This is a genomic window from Kosakonia sp. AG348, assembly GCF_003337365.1.
Classification (GTDB): domain Bacteria; phylum Pseudomonadota; class Gammaproteobacteria; order Enterobacterales; family Enterobacteriaceae; genus Kosakonia.
In genome coordinates this window covers 74,032-87,441 of record NZ_QPJR01000011.1, presented here as the reverse complement: position 1 = coordinate 87,441, position 13,410 = coordinate 74,032, and the positions used below count along the sequence as shown (strand labels likewise).

Genomic DNA, 13,410 nt, shown 5'->3' with positions numbered 1-13,410 from the left:
GGGTTTTGAACAGGAGCGATAATGCAGGTTTTACATGTATGTTCTGAGATGTTTCCGTTGCTGAAGACCGGGGGTCTGGCAGACGTGATTGGCGCGTTGCCTGCGGCACAAATTGCCGGTGGTGTTGATACTCGCGTTCTGTTACCTGCGTTCCCTGATATTCGTCGTGGTGTGAGCGATGCGAAAGTGGTGTCCCGGCGTGAGACGTTTGCCGGCCACATTTCGCTGTTATTCGGTCACTTCAACGGGGTGGGGATTTACATGATCGATGCGCCGCATCTGTACGATCGGTCCGGGAGTCCCTATCACGACACGAATTTGTTCGCCTATACCGACAACGTACTACGTTTTGCGTTACTCGGTTGGGTCGGCAGCGAAATGGCCAGCGGACTTGATCCATTCTGGCGCCCGGATGTGGTGCACGCGCACGACTGGCATGCAGGGTTGGCACCGGCGTACCTCGCGGCGAAGGGGCATCCGGCCAAGTCGGTGTTTACGGTGCATAACCTAGCCTATCAGGGCATGTTTTATGCACAGCATATGAATGACATCGAACTGCCATTGTCGTTCTTTAATATGCACGGGCTGGAGTTCAACGGACAGATTTCGTTTCTCAAGGCGGGGTTGTATTACGCGGATCATATTACCGCCGTCAGCCCGACGTACGCGCGTGAGATCACCGAACCGCAGTTCGCCTATGGCATGGAAGGATTGTTGCGCCAGCGCCAGCAGGAAGGTCGCCTGAGCGGCATCCTCAATGGCGTGGATGAAAAAATTTGGGATCCGGCCACCGATTTGCTGCTCGGTGCGCGCTACACGCGCGATACGCTGGAAGAAAAAGCGGAAAACAAACGCCAGCTGCAAGTGGCGATGGGGCTGAAAGTGAACGACAAAGTCCCGTTGTTTGCGGTGGTGAGCCGCCTGACCAGCCAGAAAGGGCTGGATCTGGTGCTCGAAGCCTTGCCTGGGCTGCTGGAGCAGGGTGGTCAACTGGCGCTACTCGGCGCGGGCGATCCGGTGTTGCAGGAAGGGTTCCTCGCCGCCGCTGCGGAACACTCCGGGCAGGTGGGGGTGCAGATTGGTTACCACGAAGCGTTCTCGCACCGCATTATGGGCGGGGCGGATGTGATTCTGGTGCCGAGCCGCTTTGAACCCTGCGGCCTGACGCAATTGTATGGCCTCAAGTACGGCACGCTGCCATTAGTGCGCCGCACGGGCGGGCTGGCGGATACGGTTTCCGACAGTTCGCTGGAAAACCTGGCGGATGGCGTCGCCAGCGGTTTTGTGTTTGAAGATAGTAATGCCTGGTCGCTGCTTAGGGCCATCAGGCGTGCTTTCGTGTTGTGGTCCCGTCCATCGCTTTGGCGTTTTGTGCAACGTCAGGCGATGGCGATGGATTTTAGCTGGCAGGTCGCCGCGCAGTCATACCGCGATCTTTACTTTCGGTTGAAATAGTTTTCCAGGAATCACTTATATGAATGCACCTTTTACTTATGCTTCACCTACGTTAAGTATTGAGGCGTTAAAACATTCGATTGCCTACAAACTGATGTTCACCATCGGTAAAGATCCGGCTGTCGCCAATCGCCACGAATGGCTGAACGCCACGCTGTTTGCCGTGCGCGATCGGCTGGTGGAGCGCTGGCTGCGTTCCACCCGTGCGCAGCTCTCTCAGGAAGTGCGTCAGGTTTATTACTTGTCGATGGAGTTTCTGATTGGTCGTACCCTTTCTAACGCCTTGCTCTCACTCGGTATCTATGACGATGTGAAAAATGCGCTGGATGAAATGGGGTTCGATCTTGAAGAGCTGATTGATGAAGAGAACGACCCCGGCCTTGGTAACGGCGGGCTGGGTCGACTGGCGGCCTGCTTCCTGGATTCGCTGGCGACGCTGGGATTGCCCGGTCGCGGCTATGGCATTCGTTACGACTACGGGATGTTCAAGCAGAACATCGTCGACGGGCGGCAGAAAGAGTCGCCGGATTACTGGCTGGAATACGGCAACCCGTGGGAGTTTAAACGCCACAACACGCGCTACAAAGTGCGGTTTGGTGGGCGCATTCAGCAGGAAGGCAGAAAGAGCCGCTGGGTTGAAACCGAAGAGATCCTGGCGGTTGCCTACGATCAGATTATCCCCGGCTACGATACCGATGCGACTAACACGCTGCGCTTGTGGAACGCGCAGGCGAGTAGTGAAATCAACCTCGGCAAATTCAATCAGGGTGACTACTTTGCCGCCGTGGAGGATAAAAACCACTCGGAAAACGTCTCCCGCGTCCTCTACCCGGATGATTCAACCTACTCCGGTCGTGAGTTGCGTCTGCGTCAGGAGTACTTCCTGGTCTCCGCGACGGTGCAGGATATCCTCAGCCGCCACTATCAGCTGCACCAGACTTTTAGCAATCTGGCAGATAAAATCGCCATTCACCTCAACGACACCCACCCGGTGCTGTCGATTCCTGAGCTGATGCGTCTGCTCATTGACGAACATAAATTCGAATGGGATGACGCCTTTGAGGTGACCTGTCAGGTCTTCTCTTACACCAACCACACGCTGATGAGTGAGGCGCTGGAGACCTGGCCGGTGGATATGCTGGGTAAAATTTTGCCGCGCCATCTGCAAATCATCTTTGAAATTAATGATTATTTCCTCAAAACCTTGCAGGAGCAGCATCCGAATAACACCGATTTGTTGAGCCGCACATCGATTATTGACGAAGCCAGCGGACGCCGGGTGCGTATGGCCTGGCTGGCGGTGGTGGTGAGCCATAAAGTGAATGGCGTTTCCGAGCTGCACTCCAATTTAATGGTGCAGTCGCTGTTTGCCGATTTCGCAGAAATCTTCCCGATGCGTTTTCTCAACGTCACTAACGGCGTGACGCCGCGGCGCTGGCTGGCGCTGGCGAACCCGTCGCTTTCGCATGTGCTGGATGAAAATATTGGCCGCACATGGCGTACCGATCTCAGTCAGTTGAGCGAGCTGGAGCAGCATATTGATTACCCGACGGTGAACCAGGCGGTGCGCCAGGCGAAGCTGGAGAATAAAAAGCGGCTGGCGGTCGTTATTGCCCAGCAACTTAATGTGGTAGTGAACCCGAAAGCGCTGTTCGATGTGCAGATCAAACGCATTCATGAATATAAGCGCCAGCTAATGAACGTGTTGCACGTTATTGTTCGCTATAACCGCATCAAGGCCGATCCCACGGCGCAATGGGTGCCGCGCGTCAATATCTTCGCCGGTAAGGCCGCGTCTGCTTACTACATGGCGAAACATATTATCCATCTGATCAACGATGTCGCGCAGGTGATCAACAACGATCCGCAGATTGGTGACAAACTGAAAGTGGTCTTTATCCCCAATTACAGCGTCAGTCTCGCGCAGGTTATTATTCCGGCGGCGGATCTTTCCGAGCAGATTTCACTGGCGGGCACGGAAGCATCCGGCACCAGTAATATGAAGTTTGCCCTCAACGGCGCGCTGACGATTGGCACGCTGGATGGCGCGAATGTTGAGATGCAAGAGCACGTTGGCGAAGAGAATATCTTTATCTTCGGTAACACGGCGGATGAAGTCGAAGCGCTGCGGCGCAAGGGCTATAAGCCGCGTGAATACTACGAGAAAGATGAAGAGTTGCATCAGGTGCTGACGCAAATCGCCACTGGCTTATTCAGCCCGCAGGAACCCGGGCGCTACCGCGATCTCGTCGATTCCTTGATCAACTTTGGCGACCATTATCAGGTACTGGCAGATTTCCGTAGCTATATCGACTGCCAGGAAAAAGTGGATGAGCTTTATCGCCACCCGGAAGAGTGGACCAATAAAGCGATGCGCAACATCGCCAATATGGGGTACTTTTCATCGGATCGCACCATTCAGGAATATGCCGACTATATCTGGCATATCAAACCGGTTCGGCTGTAATAAAAAACCTCTCCCGGTTGGGAGAGGTTTCTTCTCTTGCAATGCCGCTCTCCCGCTGGGGAGAAGCGGATTCTGTTACGACGCCAGCGACAGTTCCGTTTTATGATGACGCGTTAACCATTGCGCCACGCGCGACTGCTCTTCCGCATTCAGCCACATGCCGAGTTTGGTACGACGCCAGATCGCGTCGTCCAGGCGTCTGACCCATTCGTGTTCGACCAGGTAACGCAATTCGGCTTCATACAGTTCGTGGCCGAAATGCTCGCCTAACGCTTCCAGGCTGGTGGCATTTGCCAGTATCAGCTCGCTGTTGCTGCCGTAAGTGCGGGCATAGTGGCGCGCCAGCGATTCGCTGATAAATGGATAACGGCGGCGCAATTTGGCGGCGTAATCATCGCGATCGCCCGCAATATCCCCGCCTGGTAACACACAGCTTTTCGTCCATGCCGGACCAATACCTTTGTAGTACGGCGTCAGTTTTTCCAGCGCGTGTTCGGCCAGCTTGCGGTAAGTGGTCAACTTGCCGCCAAACACGGAGAGCAGCGGTGCTTTGCCGTTTTCGTCGTGAATATCCAGCGTGTAGTCACGCGTGATAGCCTGCGGCGAATCGGATTCGTCATCGCACAGCGGGCGTACGCCGGAGTAAGTCCAGACAATATCCTCGCGGCTTAGCTGTTTCTTGAAGTGACCGTTATAGACTTTCAGCAGGTAGTTGATCTCGTTTTCGTCGATCTCCACGTGCTTCGGATCGCCTTTATACTCCACGTCCGTGGTGCCGATAATCGAAAACTCATCCATCCACGGAATCACAAAGACAATACGCTTATCTTCGTTTTGCAGGATATACGCCTGTTTTTGCGCGTGTGCTCGCGGCACCACAATATGGCTGCCTTTGATCAGACGGATGCCGTAGGGGGATGGCAGATGCATACCGTCATCAAAGAACTCTTTCACCCACGGGCCGGTGGCGTTAACCAGACCGCGCGCCTGCCAGCTGAATTTTTCTCCGGTGTCGATATCTTCCGCTTCAACAATCCACATGCCATTTTCACGGCGTGCGCTGGTGGCGCGGGTGCGGGTCATCACTTTACCGCCTTTTTGTTCCACCATCTGCGCATTGGCGAGTACCAGACGCGCATCGTCCACCCAGCAGTCAGAATATTCGAAACCGCGCACGATTTCCGGTTTCAGCACCGATTCTGCGCCAAAACGCAAACCGCGCGATGCAGGCAAACTGGTGCGTTTACCCAGATGATCGTACATAAACAGACCAATACGAATCATCCACGCCGGGCGCAGGTGCGGGCGGTGCGGCAGACGAAAACGCATCGGGAAAGCGATGTGTGGTGCCATTTTAAGCAGCACTTCGCGTTCGGCCAGCGCTTCGCTCACCAGGCGGAATTCGTAGTGTTCAAGGTAGCGCAGGCCGCCGTGAATCAATTTGGAGCTGTTGCTGGATGTCGCGCAGGCGAGATCCTGTGCTTCCAGCATCAGCACGGACAAACCACGCCCTGCGGCGTCAACCGCGATACCGGCACCATTAATGCCCCCGCCTATCACAATCAGATCTTTGGTTTCCATGCTGTCCTCATGCACTTTCGTTATAGCTCAAAAATGTTCGATATCGCTCATAATAGCAAAGGAACGCGCTTTTGGTAACATCAAAAAAACAATTTAGAGTGATATGCATAACATAATGGCGCTAACCCGCTGTCACGACGTACACTTGACGGCAGGATAGCCATTAACTGTGTCAATTAAGAGAACGTCATGGATCACTTTGAGTGTATTAACGTAGAAGAAGCCCACCAAAAATTGCACCAGCAGCAGGCCGTACTGGTGGATATTCGCGACCCGCAGAGCTTTGCGATGGGGCATACGCCAGGCGCGTTTCATCTCACCAACGACACGCTGGGCGCGTTTATGCGTGATAACGACTTCGAAACGCCGGTGATGGTGATGTGCTATCACGGCAACAGCAGTAAAGGCGCTGCGCAATATTTATTGCAGCAGGGCTACGATCAGGTCTACAGCGTGGACGGCGGTTTCGACGCCTGGCATCGCCACTTTCCGTCTGAAGTGATGCACGGCGCGCTGTAGGCATTGCGCTCGTCTTCGGTATACTGTCTTTTTTGTAGGGACTAAACGACGCCTGCCATGTTGATGATTACCTCTTTTTCCAACCCTCGCGTCGCCCAGGCGTTTGTTGACTATATGCAGACCCAGGGTGTGATCCTCACCCTTCAACACCATCAGCAAAGCGATGTCTGGCTGGCAGATGAAAGCCAGGCGGAGCGCGTGCGCAGCGAACTGGCGCGTTTTATGGAAAACCCCGGCGACCCGCGTTATCTGGCGGCGAGCTGGCAATCCGGGCAAATCGATAGCGGCTTGCACTATCGCCGCTTTCCGCTGCGGGCGGCGCTGCGTGAGCGCGGCGGGCCATTAACGTTGCTGATGTCGGCGCTGTGCGTCGTGGTGTTTGTGATGATGAGCATCATCGGCGATCAAACGGTGATGATGTGGCTTGCCTGGCCGTGGGACGCAAGCGTGCAGTTTGAAGTCTGGCGCTACTTTACCCATGCGGTAATGCACTTTTCGCTGGTGCATATCATCTTCAACCTTTTCTGGTGGTGGTATCTTGGCGGCGTGGTTGAAAAACGTCTGGGCACCGGAAAACTGGTGGTCATTACCCTCATTAGCGCTTTATTGAGCGGTTTTGTGCAGCACCAGCTTACTGGTCCGTGGTTTGGCGGCTTATCCGGCGTGGTTTATGCGCTGATTGGCTATGTCTGGCTGCGCGGTTTACGTGACCCGGAATCGCAGATTGCGTTACCTAACGGATTGTTTATCTTCACCGTTGTGCTGATGGTGGCGGAGTGGTTCGGTTTGACCGGTTTCGCGATTGCTAACGGCGCGCACACGGCGGGGATGGTGATTGGGCTGGCGATGGCGCTGGTCGACACGAAAAATGTGCGAAAACGAACATAATTATCCAGGGACAATTCATGAAACAAACACAGCGTCATGACGCAATTATTGAACTGGTTAAACAGCAGGGATACGTCAGTACCGAAGAGTTAGTCGAGCAATTTTCCGTTAGTCCACAAACGATTCGCCGCGATCTGAACGATCTGGCGGATCAAAATAAAATTTTGCGTCATCACGGCGGCGCGGCGCTGCCATCGAGCTCGGAAAACACCTCCTGGCACGATCGCAAAGCGACACAAACGGCGGAAAAAGAGCGTATCGCCCGCAAAGTGGCGGAACAGATTCCCAACGGCGCCACGCTGTTTATTGATATCGGCACCACGCCGGAAGCGGTCGCCCATGCGCTGCTCAACCACAGTGATTTACGCATCGTCACCAACAACCTGAACGTCGCCAATACATTAATGAAAAAAGACGATTTCCGGGTGATTCTGGCGGGCGGTGAGTTACGCAGCCGGGACGGCGGGATTGTGGGCGAGGCGACGCTCGATTTTATCTCTCAATTCCGCCTCGATTTCGGCATCCTCGGTATTAGCGGCATTGATGCCGATGGCTCATTGCTGGAGTTTGATTACCATGAAGTGCGCACCAAACGGGCGATTATTGAAAACTCGCGCCATGTGATGCTGGTGGTGGATCACTCGAAGTTTGGCCGCAACGCGATGGTCAATATGGGCAGTATTAGCATGGTGGACGCGGTTTACACCGATACCATGCCCCCCGCCAGCGTGGTGCAGGTGATTACCAGCAACAACGTGCAACTGGAGCTGTGCTAAACCGCCTTGCGGCGGTTTTTACACTCCGTAGCCCATGATCTTCAGCAACTGCTGCGCATGCTGAACCGCATCCTGGCGATGGGCGACGCCGAGTTTCTGATAGAGGTTGCGGATATGGGTTTTAATGGTCGTCGCCGCGACAGCCAGTTCGCCCGCAATCTGTTCATTACTGTAGCCAGAATAAATCAGCCCCAGCACCTGCCATTCGCGCTGGGTCAGCGGGCTGGTGCGGATCAGTTCCGGTACTTCCGGGTGAGTTAGCAGCCTTTCGACAAAGTTCTCGTCAAAATGCGCGAATTTATGCCGATGATGCTGATTAATGTCGCGCAGAATGCGCTGGGCGCGGTGCTGATCCAGCTCCGGCAGCGTGTTGAGCTGAATTAACTGACGCAACTGCTGCGCCATCGCTTCACCTTCAATCACGAAGTGGCTGATAAATCCGGTGCGGTTAGCCAGTTGTAAGGCCTCCAGCAACACCCGCTGCGCGTCATTTTTACGTCCCGCCTGCCAGTAAAGCTGGTTCAACAGCAACAGGTTGCGGTTGATATCACTCATCAGACGCAGACTGCGCGCGTTTTCGTTTAGCTCTTCAAGCACCATCTCAGCCGGGTCGAAATCACCAAGCAGGATTTGCGCGCGGGCAATATTACGCCACTGGCTTTGCAGGAAGTGGTTATTGGCAAATTCTGGTTTAGGCGTCTGGCGCAGCCATTGAGCCGCCGCTTTTTTATCGCCGGTCATTTGCCAGTAGATCACCCGCACTTTGTCGGCGTTCGACACCCAGTCGCTATGGTACTGACCATTGCCGAGCAAGTTTTCCAGCCGGTGCAGGTGGCTACGGGCATTATCGAGATCGCCACGCGCCAGCGAGTTTTGCACCAGCAACGCCAGACACTGCAACTGCTGCTGCGGTTGCAGGGCGGAAAGCACCTCCATGCCCTGGCGTGCCGCCGCTTCGGACTCGTCCAGCCGCGCCCACGCCCACAATAGTTGCGCGCGGATGCGCAGTAAAAATTCATGCATCGGCAGTTGTTCAAGATGCTGCTCACGGATAAGCGTGAAAGCCTTCTCTTGCATCTCCCAGGCCGCTTGCAGGAAGCCCTGGGCGAACAGAATTTCGCTTTGCTGAATAAGGCTCCACAACGCGTAGTGCCAGACATCGTGGCGACGCGCCATCTGCTCGGTTTGCTGCATAACCGACAGCGAATTAGTTAACTCGCCTTTGCAGTGCAGCACTTCGCCGTGAACCGAGGTGGCCACAATGCGGCTGTAGTAATTTGCCAGCGGCAACTCTTCGAGCGCCACCATCGCCAGCCGTTCGGCTTCCACCGGATCACCATCGTTGATGGCGACCTGCGCGCGCAACGCGTTGAAATCGCCATGCAGCGAGGCGTCCATTTGCGTGGTCATCTCCTGTTCGGCGCGCGCCAGCAGGGTGTTCACTTCGCTGTAACGGTGCTGGCTTTGCATCAGCCAGGCTTGTAACAGCACCAGGCGAGGGTTTTCCAGCAGGCTTTCCCACGGCAGCGCTTTCAGCGACTCTTCCAGCACGCTCAGCTCGCTGTGGTTGAATAGCCCCCAGGCGTGATGCAGCAGAATATCGCGCAGCATAATGCCATCGCCCGCCGCCAGCGCATGGTGAATAGCTTCGCTCGGGAAGCCTTGTGCCATCCAGCTTTCCGCTGCCGCGCGGTGAATATCCGGTAACTCTGTCGCCAGTTCCCACTGGCAGCGCTGGCGCAGGAAGTTGCCAAACAGCGGATGGTAGCTAAACCATTCGCCGGAATCGTCCATCCGTTGCAGGAACAGGCCCTGGCGCTCAATCTCTTCCAGCCGCATCTGCCCGTTCTCTTCGCCGGTCACGCGCACAATCAGCGCATCGTTCATCGAACGCAGCAGCGCGCTTTTCAGCAGGAAATGACGGGTATCAACATCGACATTATCCAGCACTTCATCAACCAGATAATCCGAAAGATGGCTGGCGTTAATGCCCGCCAGACGGCGCGCAGACTGGTGCGGTGCGCTGTGATTTTGCCGGGCAGAAAGCGCGATAAGCTGGAGCGCCGTTGCCCAGCCGGCCACGTCGTCGCACAGGCGGCTGCTCTCTGCCGCTTCAATAGGGGAGGTCAGGCGACAGTCAAAGAACTGTTTGGCTTCCTGGTGGGTAAAGGCAAGCTGGTGGCTGCCAATTTCCAGCAACTGCTCGCGCACACGAAGATTCGCGATGCCTAACTGCGGCAAGTTGCGTGACAGCACAATCAGCGTCAGGTTTTCTGGCTGATGGCGTAAGAAAAAGCGCATCGCATCGTGAATGACCGGGTTGGTGACGAGGTGGTAATCATCAATCACCAGATACAACGGGCGCTGCCATTCGGTCAGCTCAATAAACAGCTGTGAAAAGAGTGACGGCAGGCTGGCGTACTGGCGCTTTTGCGCCATCACTTCACTGCTGACGCAGTGCCCGCCCGTCGCCTGCTGGATGGCGGCGATAAAATAACTGGCAAAGCGTTCTTGCTGGTTGTCTCCTTCATCCAGCGAATACCAGCCAACGTCGTTCTTACCTGCCGCCCACTGCGAAATGAGCGTGGTTTTGCCGTAACCCGCAGGGCTGGTTACCAGCGCAAGCCGATAATTGTTGGCGCCGGAAAGTTTAGCCAGCAGCCGTTCCCGCACCACCGTGTGGTCGAGACGAACCGGGCGACTTAATTTGGACGGAATCAACATAGTTATCACTTCACTGTGCGAAAAACGGAGGGGACGATTTTTTTTGCGCTTCGTAATTAATAGTAATAAGGTCGGCCAGATGAAGAAATATTGCAAGTTATGTCCGAATCTGGCGATTGTGAATTTGCACCATGTCACATTTCTATTTATGTCGTGAATAAAGAAAGCACAATAATGGCAAAAGAGGGGGAGCCAGGACTGGCGGGCGATGCAGACCGGGTTATTAAATACTATTGGCAACTATAAGGTCTTTATTAGAAATATTAAGACATTGGCTGACATAAACGCACAAATAGCAAAAAACGAACAATTCCGCTCAGCGAAATATTATTTCGCTAAATTTTCACCGGTCAGCAATAGTTATTCTCTCCGAAACGACATTTCATTTTTCCTGCCCGCATGCGGAATTTCTCATCTGCTGTTGCTGCTTTTTTGATTGAGTAATGTTCAAAAAAGACGCTACCTTTAGGTGGCGGCGATCACACTTTTCGCTCATCCCCGCTACTCCTCCCCGGCTAATCCCTGGCAGGATGAGGAAGTCACCTGTTGAGCCAGGCACACTAGCGCAAACGTCGATTTACTTCATTACAGGACCCGGATTCTTTATGTCAAAGCCAACGTTTAATAAAGCGGAATTTGAAACGGCTCTTACGCGCCAGTGGCAGCGTTTTGGGGTTCAGGCCGCGAGCGACATGACAACCCGTCAGTGGTGGCAAGCGGTCAGCGGTGCGCTGGCGGAATTGCTGGCGGCGCAGTCCGCACCGAAAACGGCGAAAAATCAGCGCCACGTCAACTATATCTCCATGGAGTTTTTGATTGGTCGCCTGACCGGCAACAACTTGTTGAATCTGGGCTGGTATCAGGACGTTGGCGAGGTGCTGCAACACCACAACATCAACCTCACCGACCTGCTGGAAGAGGAGATCGATCCAGCGCTCGGCAACGGTGGTTTAGGGCGCCTGGCGGCCTGTTTCCTCGATTCGATGGCCACCGTTGGTCAGTCGGCCACTGGTTACGGTCTGAACTATCAATACGGCTTGTTCCGCCAGTCTTTTGTTGACGGGCAACAACACGAAGCGCCGGACGACTGGCATCGCCGTAGCTATCCGTGGTTTAGCCATAACGAGCAATTAGATGTGCAGGTGGGCATTGGCGGGAAAGTCAGCAAAGAAGGCCACTGGCAACCGGCTTTCACGATTGTAGGCGAAGCCTGGGATCTGCCGGTTATCGGTTATCGCAATGGTGTCACTCAGCCGCTGCGTCTGTGGCAGGCGACCCACGCGCATCCGTTTAATCTCACTAAATTTAACGATGGTGATTTCCTGCGTGCCGAACAAACGGGTATTGATGCGGAAAAACTTACCAAAGTGCTCTACCCGAATGACAACCATCAGGCAGGCAAAAAGCTGCGTCTGATGCAGCAATATTTCCAGTGTGCCTGCTCGGTGGCCGATATTTTGCGCCGCCATCACCTGGCCGGACGCAAGCTGGCGCAACTGCCGGACTATGAAGTCATTCAACTCAACGATACGCACCCGACCATCGCCATACCGGAGCTGCTGCGTGTGCTGATCGATGAACATCAGCTGAGCTGGGATGATGCGTGGGCGATCACCAGCCGCACTTTCGCCTATACCAACCATACGTTGATGCCAGAAGCGCTGGAGCGCTGGGACGAAACGCTGGTGAAAGCGCTGCTGCCGCGCCATATGCAAATCATCAAGCAGATCAACGACAAATTTAAAGTGCTGGTCGAGAAAACCTGGCCGGGCGACAAAGCGGTGTGGGAAAAACTTGCGGTAGTGCATCACAAGCAAGTCCGCATGGCGAACCTGTGCGTGGTTGGCGGTTTCGCGGTCAACGGCGTTGCGGCGCTGCACTCGGATCTGGTGGTAAAAGATCTGTTCCCGGAATACCACCAGTTGTGGCCGGGCAAATTCCATAACGTCACCAATGGCATCACTCCGCGCCGCTGGATCAAACAGTGCAACCCGCAGCTGGCCGCGTTGCTTGATAAGACGCTGAAAAAAGAGTGGGCCAACGATCTCGACCAGTTGATTAACCTGGAGAAATACGCCGACGACGCGGCGTTCCGTAAACAGTACCGCGAGATAAAACAGCACAACAAACAACAACTGGCGGCGTTTGTGAAAGCGCGTACCGGCATCGAAATCAATCCGCACGCGCTGTTTGATATCCAAATCAAGCGTTTGCATGAGTACAAACGCCAGCATCTTGGTTTGCTGCATATTATCGCGCTGTATAAAGAGATCCGCGAAAACCCGCAAGCTGACCGCGTACCGCGCGTGTTCCTGTTTGGTGCGAAGGCCGCGCCGGGTTACTACCTGGCGAAAAACATTATCTATGCCATTAATAAAGTGGCGGAAGTGATTAATAACGACGCCAGCATTGGCGACAAGCTGAAGGTCGTTTTCCTGCCGGATTATTGTGTATCGGCGGCGGAAAAATTGATTCCGGCGGCGGATGTTTCCGAGCAGATCTCCACGGCCGGTAAAGAAGCCTCCGGCACCGGCAACATGAAGCTGGCACTGAATGGCGCGTTAACCGTCGGTACGCTGGACGGTGCCAACGTCGAGATTGCCGAACAGGTGGGCGAGGAGAATATCTTTATCTTCGGTAACACCGTTGAGCAGGTGAAAGCGCTGAAAGCGAAAGGTTACGACCCGCTGAAGTGGCGCAAAAAAGACAAGCAACTTGATGCGGTACTGAAAGAGCTGGAAAGCGGTAAATACAGCGATGGCGATAAACATGCCTTCGACCAGATGCTGCACAGTCTCGGCAAGCAGGGCGGCGACCCGTATCTGGTGCTGGCGGATTTCGCCGATTACGTAGCCGCGCAAAAACGTGTCGATGTGCTCTACCGTGACCAGGAAGCCTGGACGCGTGCTGCAATCCTGAACACCGCGCGCTGCGGTATGTTCAGCTCCGACCGTTCGATCCGCGATTATCAAACCCGTATCTGGCAGGCGAAACGCTAAG

At 54.6% G+C, this 13,410-nt stretch carries 8 protein-coding genes; 6 read left to right on the top strand and 2 right to left on the bottom strand.

Translation table 11 applies throughout. The features are described 5' to 3' along the window. Nucleotides 1-21: 21 nt before the first annotated feature. Both glgA and glgP read left to right on the top strand, forming a co-directional pair. Nucleotides 22-1,455 (top strand): glycogen synthase GlgA, encoded by a 1,434-nt coding sequence (gene glgA / locus DFO56_RS21570; RefSeq protein WP_045507802.1) that lies wholly within the window; start codon nucleotides 22-24, stop codon nucleotides 1,453-1,455. A gap of 19 nt (nucleotides 1,456-1,474) precedes the next feature. Beyond that, on the top strand, nucleotides 1,475-3,922 hold the full coding sequence (glgP, locus tag DFO56_RS21565) for a glycogen phosphorylase (protein WP_020455568.1): 2,448 nt from the start codon (nucleotides 1,475-1,477) through the stop codon (nucleotides 3,920-3,922). Nucleotides 3,923-3,997: 75 nt separating this feature from the next. Here the strand turns inward: glgP and glpD are convergent, their stop codons facing one another. Beyond that, nucleotides 3,998-5,503 carry a glycerol-3-phosphate dehydrogenase gene (glpD, locus tag DFO56_RS21560; protein WP_020455567.1) on the bottom strand — a complete coding sequence of 502 codons (1,506 nt, stop codon included), beginning with the start codon at nucleotides 5,501-5,503 and terminating at the stop codon, nucleotides 3,998-4,000. Nucleotides 5,504-5,692: 189 nt separating this feature from the next. Between glpD and glpE the strand changes: the two genes are divergently transcribed. The 3 genes from glpE to DFO56_RS21545 are packed head-to-tail and all read left to right on the top strand — an operon-like array spanning nucleotide 5,693 to nucleotide 7,686. After that, nucleotides 5,693-6,022, top strand: a complete 330-nt coding sequence (glpE, locus tag DFO56_RS21555) for a thiosulfate sulfurtransferase GlpE (RefSeq protein ID WP_017459544.1) — start codon at nucleotides 5,693-5,695, stop codon at nucleotides 6,020-6,022. A gap of 57 nt (nucleotides 6,023-6,079) precedes the next feature. Next, nucleotides 6,080-6,910 carry a rhomboid family intramembrane serine protease GlpG gene (glpG, locus tag DFO56_RS21550; protein WP_045507806.1) on the top strand — a complete coding sequence of 277 codons (831 nt, stop codon included), beginning with the start codon at nucleotides 6,080-6,082 and terminating at the stop codon, nucleotides 6,908-6,910. 17 nt (nucleotides 6,911-6,927) lie between these two features. Next, nucleotides 6,928-7,686, top strand: a complete 759-nt coding sequence (locus DFO56_RS21545; protein ID WP_017459542.1) for a DeoR/GlpR family transcriptional regulator — start codon at nucleotides 6,928-6,930, stop codon at nucleotides 7,684-7,686. A gap of 18 nt (nucleotides 7,687-7,704) precedes the next feature. On the opposite strand, the gene malT is transcribed toward DFO56_RS21545, so the two are convergent. Continuing rightward, nucleotides 7,705-10,410: an HTH-type transcriptional regulator MalT gene (gene malT, locus DFO56_RS21540; protein ID WP_045507809.1), complete on the bottom strand. Its 2,706-nt coding sequence runs from the start codon at nucleotides 10,408-10,410 to the stop codon at nucleotides 7,705-7,707. A 605-nt stretch (nucleotides 10,411-11,015) separates the two neighbouring features. Between malT and malP the strand changes: the two genes are divergently transcribed. Continuing rightward, nucleotides 11,016-13,409 (top strand): maltodextrin phosphorylase, encoded by a 2,394-nt coding sequence (gene malP, locus DFO56_RS21530; RefSeq protein ID WP_045507812.1) that lies wholly within the window; start codon nucleotides 11,016-11,018, stop codon nucleotides 13,407-13,409. The last annotated feature ends 1 nt before the right edge of the window (nucleotide 13,410 follow it).